Source organism: Micromonospora sp. MW-13, from assembly GCF_003434305.1.
Lineage (GTDB): Bacteria > Actinomycetota > Actinomycetes > Mycobacteriales > Micromonosporaceae > Micromonospora.
On the sequence record NZ_QKKX01000001.1, the window covers coordinates 156,349 to 171,640 of the forward strand.

The following is a 15,292-nucleotide window of genomic DNA, read 5'->3' on the forward strand; positions in this document are numbered from 1 at the left end:
TCTGAGAGCGCTTCCCCCCTTCCCTCCACTTCGATGTATCACTATATCTACATGCGTGACTACCCCCGTCACACATTCCTTGCCAGGAGGGCACGTGAAAAGAACCCTCGCCGCTGCCAGCGCAGCGCTGCTCACCGGCGGCCTGCTCACCGGCGCCGCCACCACGGCGCAAGCGGCAGCTCCCCCCGCCCCCGCCCCGGACCGCGCCGAGTCGGTCCTCTCCAGCAACCCCGGCACCGTCCAGGGTGCCAGCGGAGAGGCATACCAGGCCGTCCGGACGAAGGTGGACGCGAACGGCGCCTCGCACACCCGCTACACCCGGACGTACCAGGGCCTGCGCGTCTACGGTGGCGACTTCGTCATCCACGCCAAGGCGAACGGCGAGTACGCCGGGGCCTCGGTGGGCCTGGCGGCCCCGCTGACCCTCACCACCAGCCCCAAGGTCACCTCGGCCAAGGCCAAGGAGGCCGCCCGCAAGGAGTTCTCCGGCTCGCTCACCGCCGTGGGCGCCCCGGAGCTCTTCGTCGACGCCAGCTCCGGCACGGGCCGGCTCGCCTGGGAGACCGTCGCCTCCGGCTGGAAGGCCGACAAGCAGACCCCCTCGAAGCTGCACGTCATCACCGACGCCGTCACCGGCAAGGTGATCGGCTCGTACGACGAGATCGAGTCGGTCACCGGCAGCGGCACGGGCATCTACACCGGCGCGGTCAGCGTCGACACCACGCTCTCCGGCAGCACGTACCAGATGATCGACCCGGTGCGCGGCAACGGCCGTACCTGTGACATGAACAACGGCACGTCGACCTGCACCACGTTCACCGACGCCGACAACGTCTGGGGTACCGGCGCGAACACCAACCGGCAGTCCGCCGCCGTCGACGCCCACTTCGGCGCCGCGATGACGTTCGACTACTTCAAGAACGTGCACGGCCGTAACGGCATCTTCGGCAACGGCGCCGGCGTGCCGTCGCGGGTGCACTACGGCAACGCCTACGTCAACGCCTTCTGGGACGGCGCCCAGATGACCTACGGCGACGGCGCGGGCAACTCCCGCCCGCTGGTCTCCCTCGACGTGGCCGGCCACGAGATGAGCCACGGCGTCACCGAGGCGGTCGCCGGCCTGGTGTACTCCGGCGAGTCCGGTGGCCTCAACGAGTCCACCAGCGACATCTTCGGCAACATGGTCGAGTTCTACGCCAACGCGCCGAGCGACCCGGGTGACTACCAGGTCGGCGAGAAGATCAACATCAACGGCAACAACACCCCGCTGCGGTACATGTACAACCCGACGCTGGACGGCTCCTCCGACTCGTGCTGGTCGACCAGCACGAAGAACAAGGACGTGCACTACTCCTCCGGCGTGGGCAACCACTTCTTCTTCAACCTGGCCGAGGGCACCGGCGCCACCGCGTACGGCACCTCGCCGGTCTGCGGCACCGCCCCGGCGGTCACCGGCATCGGCCGGGCCAAGGCGGAGAAGATCTGGTTCCGGGCGCTCGACGTGTACTTCACCTCCAACACGTCGTACGTCAACACCACCACCCCGTCGAACACCGCCCGCGCGTACAGCCTCAAGGCGGCGACCGACCTGTACGGCAACTGCTCCACCGAGTACAAGGCCGTCCAGGCCTCGTGGACCGCGGTGAACGTGGCCGGCAGCGACGCGCCCTGCTCGTCGACCGGCAACGACTTCTCCGTCACGCTTTCCCCGACCGCTGGCTCGGTGACCGCCGGTGGCTCCGTCGCCACCACCGTGGCCACCGCGACCACCAGCGGCACCGCGCAGACCGTGACGTTCTCCGCGTCCGGCCTGCCGACCGGCGCGACCGCGTCGTTCAGCCCGGCCTCGGTGACCTCGGGCGCCTCGTCCACCCTCACCATCGCCACCACGACCGGGACCCCGGCGGGCAACTACACCGTCACGGTCACCGGCACCGGCTCGGTGCCGCACAGCGCCACCTACTCGCTGACCGTCAACGGCACCGGCGGCGGCTGCACCGGCGCGGGCCAGAAGCTGGGCAACGCCGGCTTCGAGTCCGGAAACACGGTGTGGACGGCCAGCTCCGGCGTCATCGCCCAGCACGGCACCAGCCAGCCGGCCCGCACCGGCACCTGGAGCTCCTGGATGAACGGCTACGGCAGCACCCACACCGACACGCTCGCCCAGTCGGTGAGCCTGCCGGCCGGCTGCACCTCGTACAACTTCAGCTTCTGGCTGCACATCGACTCGGCCGAGACCACCAGCGGCACCGCGTACGACAAGCTCACGGTGCAGGTGCTCAACTCGTCCGGGACCGTGCTGGCGACCCTGGCCACCTACTCGAACCTGAACAAGGCCACCGGGTACAGCCAGAAGTCGTTCTCGCTGGCCTCGTACGCCGGCCAGACCGTCACCCTGAAGTTCACCGGCACGGAGGACGTCTCGCTCCAGACCTCCTTCGTCGTCGACGACACCGCGGTCAACGTCGCCTGACGTAGCCGTACCCCCGGCGGGCCCGGCGGCCACCCCACTCGGGTGGTCGTCGGGCCCGCCTCGTATGGTCGCCGCACCCACCCGGCGGGCACCGGGGCCGGCGGGCGCCGCGCCGGGGCGTACCCCGGACGCGGCCCCCCGTTCCCGCCGGCCGGTCCGTCACCGCCCGGCGAGCGCCGCCCAGCTCGGCACGACCGGCTCGTGCCGCAGCGGCATGCCCGCCTCGGCCGGAGTCCGGTCGCCCTTGCGCTGGTTGCAGCCGTAGCAGGCGGCGGTGGTGTTCCGCCAGGTGTTCCGGCCGCCGCGCGAGCGGGGCAGCACGTGGTCGACGGTGCCGGCGGGCCCGCCGCAGTAGGCGCAGCAGTGGCCGTCGCGGCGCAGCACGCCCGCCCGGGACCAGGCCGGGCCGGCGCTGAACCGCCAGCGGGTCACCACGTACCGGACGAGCCGGACCACCCGGGGGACCGGGAAGACCCCGATCAACCGGTCCGGCTCGGCCTCGTGGATCTCGGCGACCCGCCGGCAGAGCATCCGGATCGCGTGCTGCACGGTGACCCGGTGCAGCGGGCCGAGGTCGGCGTTGATGACGAGAACGGCGTCCACCGGGCACTCCCTCCAAGATCGACGGTGGGTGGGCCGGACGGCGAGGAGCGGCCCGGTCCGGCGGTGGGACGGGGCGGCTCGACGCGTGCGGGCACGCGTCAGTCGGGCCACCCGTCCCGGGGGGCCTCACGGCGACAACCGTCGACGGGCAGCATTGTCGGCACGGTGCTGACGTGCGACAACGACATGGCTTGCTCCCGGCGGGCTGGTTGACCTTGCCCGATCACGGTAGGTCGGCGGAGGCGAGGCCGGCAACGTATTTCGATCCCCCGGCGACCTCGCCGGGCCCGTGCCGGCGGGACCGGGCGGTGGCGCGGGCGGTGGCCAGCGGTCGGGTGACCCGGGCGGCCATCCGGACGGCCAGCTCACCCTCCAGTAGCGGCCGGTTCACCTCCCCGGCCACCGCGAGGGCCGGCCCGGAGACCGTCCGCCAGATTGCGGTCAGCCCGGCGCCCAGGCCGACCAGGGCGACGGCGGCCCGGGTGGCGGGGGAGCCGGCCGCCGCGGCGGCGCTCACCCCGACCACGGCGAGGAGCACCACCACCAGCGGGGCCAGCACCGGCCAGAAGATGCCCCGGGCCGCCTGCGCCACCAGCTTCCGGTCCCGGATGATCACGTTCCGCGCGACGACCGCGTAGTCCTCCTCGTCGAGCAGGTCCCGGGGGTGCAGCCCGCCGGTCAGCACGCTGCGCCACAGGTCGCCCTGGTTGCGCAGCTCCCGGGCCAGCTCGCCGAGGCCGGCCTCGGCCGGGTCGCCGACCCCGGCCCGGGTGACCGCGTCGGCCCACGCCCGCAGCGACCGGCGTACCACCGTGGCCGAGTACGGCGGCAGCACGCTGGCCAGTTCGTCGAGCCAGCGGCTGATCTCGATCTGGCGGCCGGCGAAGCGCCACGGCACCTGGTCGGCGTCGCCGTGCCGGACGGTGTCGGCCAGCGACCGGCCGAGCCGGTAGGCCAGTCCGACCCGGTGGTTGGCCGCCATCGCCCAGCGCAGCACGTCCACGTTGAGGTCGTCGAGGGCCAGCAGCAACGTCCCCGCCCCGGCCGACAGGGCGGCCCGGGTGTCCCCGGTGGACGGGGCGACCGCGGGCGGGGCGGCCGGGCCGCCGCGGGTCAGCCCGGCGATCTGGGCGAGCGCCACGTCGACCCCGTCCAGGTACATCCGCAGCCGCCGCCGGCCGGACATCTCGGTGAAGTTGGTCAGCTTCGCCGGAGGTTGCGCCGGCCGCTCGTCCGTCGACAGGTCGGCCGTGCGCGCGTGGTGGTACGCGTCCGCCAGCCACCAGCCCAGCCGCAGCGCCGTCACGATGCAGGCCCGCTCGTCACGCAGCAGCCCGTACGCGTCGTCGTACCGGCCGCCGCCCGCCTCGTCGCCGGGCGGCCCGCCGGCCGCGTCGCGCCGGTGCACCGTGGACACCCTCTCGACCTCCCGTGCCGGCGATGCCGGTGGATGTCAGTCGAGGGTAGATCAGATTTACGGCGTCTTGCGGCGAATCACGGCTTTTGTAGCATTCGCCCAGCGAGCAGGCCGCGCGGGCGGATCGAGCGGACCGGCTCGGCCGCCGCCCCCTCGGCCCGCAGGACGTGGTTCGCCGCGATGATCCCGGTCGCCGCCGACCGCTCCATCAGCGCGCTCGGGAAGTCGGTCCGGACGCCGTCGCCGGCCAGGTAGAGCCCGTCGGCGTCGGTGTGCACCCCCGGCCGCCCCGCGTGACCGCCCGGGGCGAACGCCGGGGCCCGCGCCTCCACCCGGGCGCGCAGCTCGCGCACCCGCAGCCGGGCCGCCTCCGGCCAGAGCGCGGCCAGCTCGACCCGCATCCGCTCGGCCAGTTCCTCGGCCGGCACCCCTTCGTCGCAGGCGTACGCGTGCAGCTCCACCACCGAGCCGCCGGTGCGCTCCGCCCAGCGGCGCGACTCGTTCTCCAGCCGGTGGTACAGGGTCACCGAGTCGAGCGTGGGCTGCCGGGACACCCCGCTGAACACCGCCCGCCCAGGGTCGACGTCCCCGTCGCACCAGTACCGGGCGACCGCGTACGGCGGGCCCGGGGCGCCGAACGCGGGCATGGCCGCCACCAGCTCCGGGGCGGCCCCGGCGAGCACCGGCGAGGCGCCGACCAGCGCGGCCAGCGCCGGCGGGTCGACGGCCAGGACCACGTGCCCGGCCGGGTACGCCCTGCCGTCGGCGGCGGTCACCCGCCACCCGTCCGGGCCCCGGTCCAACCGGGTCGCGGCGGCCCCCGTGACCACCCGCCCGCCGTGCTGCTCCACGTGCCGGGTCAGCGGCTGCCAGATCGCGGTGGCGTAGTCCTCGTCCGGGCAGTCGAAGGCCAACCCCTCCGGGTTGCCGAGCAGATAGAAGTGGAACTGGGCGATCATCTCGGCGGCTGACATCTCCGCCTCGTGGTTGAAGAACGAGTGGGAGAAGACCTCGAACAACATCGCCCGGGCCCGGTCCGGCAGCCGCAGCGAGGTGAGCAGTCCGTCGGCGGTGGCGCCGTCGAAGTCGGCGTACGTGCGCACCGGGTCGTAGCTGAGCAGCGGCAGCGCGGCGTCCCGGTCCATCCCGCGCAGGTCGGCCAGGCGCAGGCTCGGGCTGCGCAGCAGCAGGGCGAGCAGGTTCGCCGGCGGGGCCGGCGGCAGCCGCCCGAACTCCTCCGTCGGCCACTCGGCGCTCAGGACCGGGTACCCGGGGACCGGCCTGAGGAACGCCAGCTTCGGGTCGATCCGGCGCAGGATCGACCGCCAGTTGTAGTACTGCCGGAAGAACGCATGGAAGCCGTGCTCGTTGACCTGGACGCCGTCGGCCAGCGGCTCCGGCCACGCGCCCAACCGGCCGCCGAGGGCGGGCGCGGCCTCCAGCACGGTCACCCGCACCCCGCGTTCGGCGAGCACCACCGCCGCCGACATGCCGGCGATCCCGCCGCCGACCACCACGGCCTCGACCGGGCGCGGCACGCGCGGGGCACCACCGCCGCCCGGCTCCACCACGTGCTCCCGTACGCCGATGAGCCGGCCCACCACCCGCGACAGCGCCATGGGCCTCAGTCTGGCCGAGGCGCAGGCTCGGGGCACCTTCCGGCGCGGGCCGGTCGGCGAGGACCTTTCCTCACGACGGGCGGCAGCGCGGCTCGCGGTCGGAGGCGGGCCAGACGTACTCCAGGTCGGGCCCGACGTCGCCGAAGAGCGGGCGGTAGTGCGCCGGGTCCTTGCGCAGCAGCGAGGAGCGGTGGCTGCGGTGCAGGTCGTCGCGGCCCAGCCAGGGCGGCAGCTCCCCGGCCTGCGCCAGCACCCCCTGGGTTCGTACGGTGCTGACGCCGCAGGCGGCGGCGAGGTCGGTGCCCAACGTCGCCGCGCAGGTGTCGGCCCGGCCCGGCTCGCACCACACCGCGCAGACGTCCAGGCCGTAGCGGACCAGCGCCTCCTCGTACCCGGTCCACATCTTGACCGCCGGGTGGTTGCGCCAGCCGTATCCCGGCCGGGTCAGCCCGCGCAGCACCTGGATGGCCTCCACCCGCTGCTTGCCCAGCCGCTTCTGGTCCAGCGTCCGGGCGCTGGCCAGGAAGTCCGGGTACGGCAGGAACGTCTGCATGGCGCTGCTCTACCCGTCCCGGGCCGCGACATTCGTTCATGATCGCGGGGCTGCGCGGTCTCCCGACGGCTGACTACGATTCGGCGCATGACGGAGCCCCTGCGTGACCGTGCGCGTCGCGCGACCGGCTGGCGGTTGCGGATGAACGGGGAGAGCCGCCCGCACTACGTCGTCTGCGGGGCGGACCCGCTGGCGTACTGGGTGGTGCGGGCGCTGCTCGCCACCGAGCTGGACACCGGCCGGGTCCGGATCACCCTCGTGGTGCCCGAGCGGCGCCGCTCCGAGGGCCCGGACGGCCGGGACGTCGACGGCATCCAGGTGGTCCGGGCGGACCGGCTCGACGAGGCGACGTTCCGCCGGGCCGGGCTGGCCGGCGCGGACGGGCTGGCCCTGCTGCACCAGGACGATGTGGGCAACATGCACGCCGCGCTCTGCGCCCAGGAGGTGGAACCCCGGCTGCGGCTGGTGGTGCGGATGTTCAACACCAGCCTGGCCAACGGGCTGCGGCAGCTCTTCCCCGACTCGGCGGTGCTCTCCGACGCGTCGATGGCCGCCCCCGCGTTCGTGGCCGCCGCGCTCGGCGAGGTCGCCCCGACCCACTTCCGGCACGGCGGGCGCACCCTCTACGTGGCCCGCCGCGTTGACGTCCGTCCGCAGGACGTGGTGTGCGGGGTGGCCGACACCGGCGACCCCGCCCGGGCCCGGGTGCTGCCCGCCGACGAGACGACCGCCGACGTGGTGCTCGCCGAGGCGACCGGCCAGCCGCCCGGCACCGAGCTGGCCGCCCGCCGGCTGGTCCGCGCCCGGCGCCGCCGCCGGCCGGTCGCGGTGCTGCTCCGGGCGGCCCGCAGCTTCGCCACCCGCAAGATCGGCATCGCGGTGCTGGTGCTGCTCGCGCTCATCGCGCTGCTGGGCTGGCTCAACGCCGGCGCGGCCCAGGTGGACTGGGCCGATGCGCTCTACCTCACCCTGGTCACCACGCTCACCGGCGAGGATCCGGACGTCACCAAGCCCGTCGCCGCGCAGGTCATGCAGGTGGTGCTCAACCTGGCCGGGCTGGCGCTGATCCCGCTGATCACCGCCGTGGTGGTCGACGGGATCGTCAACGCTCGGCTGGCCCTGCACGCCGGCCGGATCCAGCCCCACCGGTCCGGGCACGTCGTGGTCGTCGGGCTGGGCAACATCGGTACCCGGGTGATGGCCCAGCTCAACGACTTCGGCGTCGAGGTGGTGGCCATCGACCGGACCCCGGACGCGCGGGGCGCCTCGCTGGCCCACCGGCTCGGGGTGGCGGTGGTGGTCGGCGACGCGGCGCTGGAGGAGACGCTGCGGTCCGCCTCCGTGGAGACCTGCCAGGCCCTCGTCGTGGTCTCCACCGACGACGGGGTCAACCTGCGGGCCGCGCTGAACGGCCGGGGGCTCAACCCGGACCTGCGGGTGGTGCTGCGGCTGTTCGACGGCGACTTCGCCGAGCGCATCCAGAAGGCGTTCGACATCGGCATCTCGCGCAGCGTGTCGTACCTGGCCGCGCCCTCGTTCGCCGCCGCCCTGCTGGACCGGGCGGTGATCGCCACCATCCCGGTGGGCCGGCACGCGCTGCTGGTCACCGAGGTGCCGGTGGCCGCCGGGTCGCCGCTGGACGGCCGCCCGCTCTCCGCCGTGGCCCACCCCGGCGAGGTACGCCTGCTCGCGTACACCCGCGCCGGGCAGAAGGCGGACTGGTCGGCCGATCCCCGCCTGGTGATCACCGCCGGCGACCGGCTGACCGTGGTGGCCCGCCGGGCCGGGCTGACCGCCCTGCTCCGCGAGACCACCCCGCCCCCGCCGGACCACCTACCCGACGATCCCGTGGGCCCGCCGTCGCCCCGGTCCGGCGGGGACTGACCCGAGCCGCGTCCTGCCCCCCACCGGCGGGCCCGGCGGGCCCGTCCCGGCCGTCAGTGGCGCAGGGCGTACCACGCGGCGCCGAGGGCGAGCACGCCGAACCCGGCGAGGACGCTGGTCAGGGGCAGGCTGACCGCGAGCACCACGCAGCCGACCAGCCCCAGCGCGGCGAGCAGTTGCACGGGCAGCCGCCGGGCCCGGTCCCGGCCCAGCGTCAGCGCCGAGGCGTTGGCGATCGCGTAGTACACCAGCACCGTGACGCTGGAGAAGCCGATCGCCCCGCGCACGTCGCCCACGGAGACGACCAGGATCACCACGGCGGCCACCGCCAGCTCCGCCCGGTGCGGCACCCGGTGCACGGGGTGCACGGCGGCCAGCCCGGGTGGGACGTCCCGGCGGCGGGCCATCGCCAGCAGCGTCCGGCCCACCCCGGCGAGCAGGGAGAGCAGCACGCCGGTCACCGCGATGGTCGCGCCGGCCCGGACCACCCAGGCCAGGCCGGGCAGCTCGGCGGCGGTCACCACGTCGACCAGGGGCGCGACGGAGGCGGCCAGCCGGTCGGGGCCGAGCACGCCGAGCGCCACCACCGCCAGCACCAGGTAGATCGCCAGCACCACGCCGAGCGCCAGCGGCACCGCCCGGGGGATGGTCCGCCCCGGGTCGCGCACCTCCTCGCCGAGGGTGGCGATCCGGGCGTACCCGGCGAAGGCGAAGAACAACAGGCCGGCGGCGGCCAGCACGCCGTGCACGCCGAAGCCGCCGAAGCCGCCGGGGCCGCCGGGGCCGCTGATCCGGTCCGGGACGAAGCCGCCGCCGAGCAGGCCGGTCGCCGCGACCAGGGCCAGCACGGCCAGCACGACGCCGACCAGGATCTTCGTGGCCGTCGCGGTCTTCCCGATGCCGCGCAGGTTCACCGCGGTCACCGCGACCACGGCGACGGCGGCGACGAGCCGGGCCTGCCCCGGCCAGAGGTACGCCCCGATGGTCAGCGCCATCGCCGCGCAGCTCGCGGTCTTGCCGACCACGAATCCCCAGCCGGCCAGGAAGCCGGCGAACGCGCCGAGCCGCTCCCGCCCGTAGACGTACGTGCCGCCGGACTCGGGGTAGCGGGCCGCCAGCCGGGCCGAGCTGGTCGCGTTGCAGAACGCCACGAACCCGGCGATGGCCAGCGCCACCAGCAGGCCGGCGCCGCCGGCGGTCGCCGCGGCCGGGGCGAAGACCACGAAGACGCCCGCGCCGAGCATCGACCCCAGCCCGATGACCACCGCATCGCGTACGCCCAGCCGCCGCGCAAGCCGCTCCACGCCCGGAGCCTAAGGGGCCGAGGTGAACAGCGCGGGTCGGTTCCAGGGGCCCAGCCGTCCGGGCAGCGGCACGTCGTCCCACGGCACCCGGCGCAGCAGCCGGTCGAGGACCAGCCCGAGCAGCAGCCCGGCGACCGAGTCGGTCAGCCAGTGCCAGCCCAGGTACGTGGTGGTGCAGAGCACGACCACCGGTGGCACCGACCGGACCACGGTGACCAGCACCGGCGGGATGGTCCGGCCGAAGGTGGCCAGCAGCGGCACCAGCAGCAGCGCGATGACGCCGTACCAGACGATCGCGTTCGCGACGTGTCCCGACGGGTACGACTGGGCGAACCGCACCGGCAGGTCGTGCTGGAACAGCGGCAGGGTCGCCTCGGCGGGTAGGAACGGCTCCTTGACGTTGGCGCTCGGCGCGGGCCGGGCGGTCCACACCTTCAGGGGACCGATGGTGAGGGAGGTGAGGACGAAGGCGAGCACCGGCGGCAGCACCGGTCGCACCGACCGCACCCGAACGGCCAGCAGCACCCCCATGCCCAGTGCGATCAGGGTCAGCGGGGTGCCCTGGCCCAGGTAGTTGAACACCACCGCGACCCAGTACGCCGCCGTGGGCCGGTGCGCCGCGGCCCAGTCGGCCACCGCGCGGTCGACGCCGAACAGCCGGTCGGCGGCGAGCGCCGCCGTCAGGCCGACCAGGGCGACCAGCAGCAGCGCGTCCCACCGCCAGCCGGCCGGCCGTACCGGCCTGAGCTGCACTTTCCGCCGTACCGTCTGGGTTTCCCGCACGCGACCACGCTACCGGCCCGCCGCGCGGCGGTTGTGGGGCGAGCCACGAAGGGAAGCGCTCGGCCGGGGTGAACCGGCATGCTTGTCGGCGTGCGGATCACCTCTGCCCTCGTGGACCCGGCGTTGCTCGACCTCCCCTGGTCGACCCCGCTGGCCCAGTGGCCTGCGGAGCATCTGGTGGCGCTGCCGCAGGGCATCTCCCGGCACGTCGTCCGGTTCGTCCGGCTCGGCGGGTACGTCTACGCCGTCAAGGAGACCGGCGAGCGGGTCGCCGAGCGGGAGTACGACCTGCTCCGGGCGCTGGAACGGATCGACTTCCCGTCGGTCGAGGCGGTGGCCATCGTCGCCGACCGGCAGACCGACGCCGGGGAGTCGCTGGACCCGGTGCTGATCACCCGGCACCTCCAGTTCTCGCTGCCGTACCGGGCGTTGTTCTCGCACACCCTGCGCCCGGAGACGATGGGCCGGCTCCTCGACGCGCTGGCCGCCCTGATCGTCCGGATGCACCTGACCGGCTTCTTCTGGGGCGACTGCTCGCTGTCGAACACCCTGTTCCGCCGGGACGCCGGCGCGTTCGCCGCCTACCTTGTGGACGCCGAGACCGGGGCGCTGCGCAACTCCCTGTCCAACGGCCAGCGCGGCGAGGACCTGGAGATCGCCCGGGTCAACATCTTCGGCGAGGCGCTCGACCTCCAGGCCGCCGGGCTGCTGCACGAGTCCATCGAACCCGAGGTGGTCTGCGAGGAGGTCGTGCAACGCTACGAGCGGCTCTGGCACGAGATCACCTACGAGCAGCAGATCGAGCGGGAGGCCCGGCACGACATCGAGGGCCGGATCCGCCGCCTCAACGAGCTGGGCTTCGACGTGGCCGAGGTGGCCATGTCCACCATCGCCGACGGGCGGTACCTGGTCCGGCCGAAGGTGGTCGACGCGGGCTACCACACCCGCCGGCTGTTGCGGCTGACCGGCCTGGACGCCGAGGAGAACCAGGCCCGCAGGCTCCTCAACGACCTGGACGCGTACCGGGCGGAGAGCGACCTGACCGACGAGCAGCAGGCCGCCCACCGCTGGCTGACCGAGGTCTTCGAGCCGGTGGTCCGGGCGGTGCCGGCGCACCTGCGCCACAAGCTGGAGCCGCAGGAGCTGTTCGCGCAGATCATCGAGCACAAGTGGCTGCTCTCCGAGCGGGCCGGCCGGGACGTCGGCATGGGCCCCGCGGTGCAGTCGTTCCTGTCCGACGTGCTGGTGCACCGTCCCGACGAGCAGGCCGTCCTCGGCGTCGAGGTCGACGCCCTCGGCTGACCGGCCGGGCCGCCGCCGCAGGTGGATGCCACGGCGGGCGGGCGGTTGCCACGGCGGGCGGGCGCTGTCTCCGGCCGGCCCCTTTGGAGCTGATGTCGCTGATGGATCAGCCGGCCCGCCGAGGGCGTGGGGCCCGCTGCCCGCGCCCTGATGTCGTGACCGAGTCAGCTCCAAAGCGCGTGTGGTGACCCTGCTCGACAGCTGGTCGGCGCGCCGCCCGGCCCTGCGGGTCACTCCACCCAGGAGCCGCCGCGCATCACCCGGACCACGTTCAGGTCGTCGTCGAGGACGACCAGGTCGGCGCGGAGGCCGACCTGGAGCGCGCCGACCCGGTCGCCGAGGCCGATGGCCCGGGCCGGGGTGGTGGCCATCATCCGGCAGGCGTCCGCCATCGGAATTCCGGCGTGCACGGCGTGCCGCAGGGCGGCGTCCATGGTGAGGGTGCTGCCGGCGATCGCGCCGTCCCGGGCCAGCCGGGCCACCCCGTCGGCCACGGTGACGGCCTGGCCGCCCAGCTCGTACTCGCCGTCGGACATGCCGGCGGCGGCCATCGCGTCGGTGATCAGCGCGGCCCGGTCCGGCCCGGCGGTCGAGGTGACGAAGTTGAGCATCCCGTCGTGCAGGTGCACCCCGTCCGCGACCAGCTCGCAGACCACGTTCGGGGCGTCCAGCAGGGCCACCACCGGGCCGGGCTCCCGGTGGTGCACCGGGCGCATGCCGTTGAACAGGTGGGTGCCGACGCTCGCGCCGGCCGCCACCGCGGCCCGGGTCTGGTCGTACGTGGCGTCGGTGTGGCCGATCGCGGCGACCACCCGGTGGGCGGTGAGCAGCTTGATCGCCTCCAGCGCGCCGTCCCGCTCCGGGGCCAGGGTGACCATCCGGACCGCACCGCCGCCCAGCTCGACCAGCGCGGCCAGCTCCTCGGTGGACGGGTCACGCAGGAACTCCGGGTTCTGCGCGCCGCACCGGGCCGAGGAGAGGTACGGCCCTTCGAAGTGGACGCCGGCCAGCACGCCCTCCTCGACGAGCGGCCGGAACGCGGCGGTGGCGTCCCGCATCAGCTCGTACGACGAGCTGACCAGGCTGGCCAGCAGCGTGGTGGTGCCGTGTCCCAGGTGGAAGGCCGCAGCCTGCCGGGCGGAGTCGGCGTCACCGGTGGTGAACGTGTGCCCACCCCCGCCGTGGGTGTGCATGTCCACGAAGCCCGGCACGATCCAGTGCCCGTCGCGCACGGACGGGTACTCGGCGACGGCGCTGATCCGGTCGCCGTCCAGCTCGACGCAGCCCTGCCGGACCACGCCGGTCGGGGTCACCACCTTGCCGTTCACCCGCAGGGCCATCACTTCTCCAGACTGTCGAGGGCGAGCAGGGCGGCGCCGAGGCAGCCGGCCTCGTCGCCGAGGGCCGCCGCGACCAGGCGCGGCTCCCGGTGGAAGGTCATCCGCTCGTGCAGCGCGGCGCGCAGTGGGTCGAACAGCCGGGGTCCGGCCTGGGCCAGGCCGCCGCCGACCACGACGGTCTCCACGTCGAACAGGGACTGGCCGGTGGCCAGCCCGTCGGCCAGCGCCTCGACGGCCTCCGCCCAGACCCGGACGGCCGCCGCATCGCCGTCGGCGGCCCGGTCGGCCACCTCGGCGGCGGTCGCGGGCCCGCCGGTCAGCTCGGCGTACCGGCGGGCGATCGCCGAGGCCGAGGCGACCGCCTCCAGGCAGCCGCGCCGGCCGCAGCCGCAGCGCGGGCCGCCGGGGCGGACCAGGATGTGGCCGATCTCCCCGGCGGCGCCGTGCGCGCCGGTGGCGGCCGACCCGTCGACCACGTGGGCGGCGGCGATGCCGGTGCCGATCGCGACGAACAGCACGTGCCCGGTGCCCCGGCCCGCGCCGAGCCGGGCCTCGGCCAGCCCGCCGACGCGCACGTCGTGGCCGAGCGCCGTGGGCAGCCCGAGCCGCGCCACCGCCAGGTCCCGCAGCGGTACGTCACGGAAGCCGACGTTCGCCGACCACACCGCCACCCCGGCGGCCTCGTCGATGACGCCGGGGACGGCGACGCCGAGCGCGAGCGGCTCGAACCCGTCGGCCCGGGCCTTGCCGGCGAGCCCCTCGGCGACGTCCAGGATGGCGTCGACCACCGCGTCCGGGCCCCGGCCCGCGTCGGTGGGGTGGCGCTCGGCGCACACGGTGCCGCCGTCCGGGCGGACCAGGGCGCACTTCATCCCGGTGCCGCCCACGTCCAGTGCGACGACGACATCGGCTGGGCTCACGCGAGCACCACGGAGCGGCTCAGGTGCCGGGGCGCGTCCGGGTCGAGGCCGCGGCTGGTGGCCAGGGCGACGGCGAAGCGCTGGGCGAGGATCAGGTCGGCCATCGGGTCGACCGGGGTCCGCCCGGCCGCCCAGCTCGTGAGCACCGTGTGGCAGCCGTGGGTGCGGCTGTGCACGAAGGCGGCCCCGGTGGCGGCGACGTCCTCCGCCAGCCCCTCGGGGATTTCGCCGAACGCCCAGACCAGCCGGCCGGGGGCGGCGATCGAGATCGGACCGTGCCGGTAGTCCATGGCCGGGTACGCCTCGGCCCAGAAGGTGGCTGCCTCGCGGCACTTGAGTGCGGCCTCCTGGGCCAGGCCGACCGTCCAGCCCCGGCCCAGGAAGGTGACCTGCTCGACGCGGGCCGGGTCGATCGGCAGCGGGGCCCGGACGGCGACCTCGGCGTCGGCGGAGAGCGCGGCGAGGTTGTCGCCGAGGTGGGCCCGGAGCAGGGCCAGCGCGGTGGTCGCGAACCGGGTCTGCACGACCGAGCGCTCGTCGGCGAACGGCATGGTGACGGCGGCGGAGGCGAGCGCGACGGCCGGGGAGCCGGGGTCGCCGACGATGGCGGTGGTGGGGAGTTGGTCGCGCAGCGCGGCGAGCAGCTCCAGCACCTCCGTGGTGGTGCCGGACCGGGTGATGGCGATCAGCCGGTCGTAGCGGCGGCCGGTCGGGAACTCGGACGCCTGGAAGGCGTCGGTCTCGCCGTGGCCGGCGGCCTCGCGCAGCCCGGCGTACGCCGCCGCCATGAACCACGACGTGCCGCAGCCGACGACGGCCACCCGCTCCCCGGGGCGCGGCAGGTGCTCGGCGACCGTGGGGGCCAGCAGCGCCGCCTCCCGCCAACAGTCGGGTTGACTCGTGATCTCCGCGTGGACGAACGCCATGAGAACTCCTCGCCGGGGAGGCCGTGCGCAATACGGCGCATTATGGCCGTCTTTCGCGCGTTATTCTGCGTGAAACACTGCGGCCCTGGCAACCGGCTGCCCGATCGCGCAGGGTTGGGTTTTGCGCCATCGTAGTTTCGCGCACTACTGTGCACGCAATCAATCACC

The 15,292-nt window shown here is 74.6% G+C and carries 12 protein-coding genes; 3 read left to right on the top strand and 9 right to left on the bottom strand.

Annotation, left to right across the window (positions count from 1 at the left end; translation table 11 throughout):
• Positions 1 to 94: 94 nt before the first annotated feature.
• The gene (locus tag C5N14_RS00750) at positions 95 to 2,473 is read left to right on the top strand and encodes a M4 family metallopeptidase (protein WP_117664846.1); all 2,379 of its coding nucleotides are present in this window, start codon (positions 95 to 97) and stop codon (positions 2,471 to 2,473) included.
• A gap of 159 nt (positions 2,474 to 2,632) precedes the next feature.
• Here the strand turns inward: C5N14_RS00750 and C5N14_RS00755 are convergent, their stop codons facing one another.
• The 4 genes from C5N14_RS00755 to C5N14_RS00770 all read right to left on the bottom strand — a co-directional run bounded on the left by C5N14_RS00755 (position 2,633) and on the right by C5N14_RS00770 (position 6,665).
• Positions 2,633 to 3,076 carry an HNH endonuclease gene (locus tag C5N14_RS00755; RefSeq protein WP_117664847.1) on the bottom strand — a complete coding sequence of 148 codons (444 nt, stop codon included), beginning with the start codon at positions 3,074 to 3,076 and terminating at the stop codon, positions 2,633 to 2,635.
• 223 nt (positions 3,077 to 3,299) lie between these two features.
• On the bottom strand, positions 3,300 to 4,493 hold the full coding sequence (locus tag C5N14_RS00760; protein ID WP_243639017.1) for a hypothetical protein: 1,194 nt from the start codon (positions 4,491 to 4,493) through the stop codon (positions 3,300 to 3,302).
• Positions 4,494 to 4,570: 77 nt separating this feature from the next.
• Complete coding sequence (locus tag C5N14_RS00765) at positions 4,571 to 6,112, bottom strand: FAD-dependent oxidoreductase (protein WP_117664848.1); 1,542 nt, start codon at positions 6,110 to 6,112, stop codon at positions 4,571 to 4,573.
• A gap of 70 nt (positions 6,113 to 6,182) precedes the next feature.
• A complete protein-coding gene (locus C5N14_RS00770) occupies positions 6,183 to 6,665 on the bottom strand; it encodes an MSMEG_6728 family protein (protein ID WP_117664849.1) in 483 nt (160 codons plus the stop codon).
• 87 nt (positions 6,666 to 6,752) lie between these two features.
• Between C5N14_RS00770 and C5N14_RS00775 the strand changes: the two genes are divergently transcribed.
• A complete protein-coding gene (locus C5N14_RS00775; RefSeq protein WP_207892568.1) occupies positions 6,753 to 8,549 on the top strand; it encodes a potassium channel protein in 1,797 nt (598 codons plus the stop codon).
• A gap of 53 nt (positions 8,550 to 8,602) precedes the next feature.
• Here C5N14_RS00775 and C5N14_RS00780 read toward each other — a convergent pair whose 3' ends face one another.
• On the bottom strand, positions 8,603 to 9,853 hold the full coding sequence (locus C5N14_RS00780; RefSeq protein WP_117664851.1) for an APC family permease: 1,251 nt from the start codon (positions 9,851 to 9,853) through the stop codon (positions 8,603 to 8,605).
• A 9-nt stretch (positions 9,854 to 9,862) separates the two neighbouring features.
• Positions 9,863 to 10,606 carry a phosphatase PAP2 family protein gene (locus C5N14_RS00785; RefSeq protein WP_207892578.1) on the bottom strand — a complete coding sequence of 248 codons (744 nt, stop codon included), beginning with the start codon at positions 10,604 to 10,606 and terminating at the stop codon, positions 9,863 to 9,865.
• Between the two features lie 120 nt (positions 10,607 to 10,726).
• Here C5N14_RS00785 and C5N14_RS00790 point away from each other — a divergent pair, with 120 nt between their 5' ends.
• Positions 10,727 to 11,938, top strand: a complete 1,212-nt coding sequence (locus C5N14_RS00790; RefSeq protein WP_371685779.1) for a DUF4032 domain-containing protein — start codon at positions 10,727 to 10,729, stop codon at positions 11,936 to 11,938.
• A 230-nt stretch (positions 11,939 to 12,168) separates the two neighbouring features.
• Here C5N14_RS00790 and nagA read toward each other — a convergent pair whose 3' ends face one another.
• From nagA to C5N14_RS00805, 3 genes are read right to left on the bottom strand one after another with little or no spacing between them, the layout of a single operon-like run.
• Positions 12,169 to 13,278, bottom strand: coding sequence for an N-acetylglucosamine-6-phosphate deacetylase (gene nagA, locus C5N14_RS00795; protein ID WP_117664854.1), 1,110 nt, complete (start codon positions 13,276 to 13,278; stop codon positions 12,169 to 12,171).
• The gene (locus tag C5N14_RS00800; protein ID WP_117664855.1) at positions 13,278 to 14,198 is read right to left on the bottom strand and encodes an ROK family protein; all 921 of its coding nucleotides are present in this window, start codon (positions 14,196 to 14,198) and stop codon (positions 13,278 to 13,280) included. The genes nagA and C5N14_RS00800 overlap by 1 nt, the downstream gene beginning before the upstream one ends.
• A complete protein-coding gene (locus C5N14_RS00805) occupies positions 14,195 to 15,124 on the bottom strand; it encodes an SIS domain-containing protein (RefSeq protein WP_117664856.1) in 930 nt (309 codons plus the stop codon). Before C5N14_RS00805 ends, C5N14_RS00800 begins: the two co-directional genes overlap by 4 nt.
• Positions 15,125 to 15,292: the final 168 nt, after the last annotated feature.

Excerpts from the sequence above, each read along its gene's own strand:
- C5N14_RS00765 (WP_117664848.1), bottom strand. The coding sequence starts at position 6,112 with ATGGCGCTGTCGCGGGTGGTGGGCCGGCTCATCGGCGTACGGGAGCAC.
- C5N14_RS00770 (WP_117664849.1), bottom strand. The coding sequence starts at position 6,665 with ATGCAGACGTTCCTGCCGTACCCGGACTTCCTGGCCAGCGCCCGGACG.
- C5N14_RS00775 (WP_207892568.1), top strand. The coding sequence starts at position 6,753 with ATGACGGAGCCCCTGCGTGACCGTGCGCGTCGCGCGACCGGCTGGCGG.
- nagA (WP_117664854.1), bottom strand. The coding sequence starts at position 13,278 with ATGGCCCTGCGGGTGAACGGCAAGGTGGTGACCCCGACCGGCGTGGTC.
- C5N14_RS00805 (WP_117664856.1), bottom strand. The coding sequence starts at position 15,124 with ATGGCGTTCGTCCACGCGGAGATCACGAGTCAACCCGACTGTTGGCGG.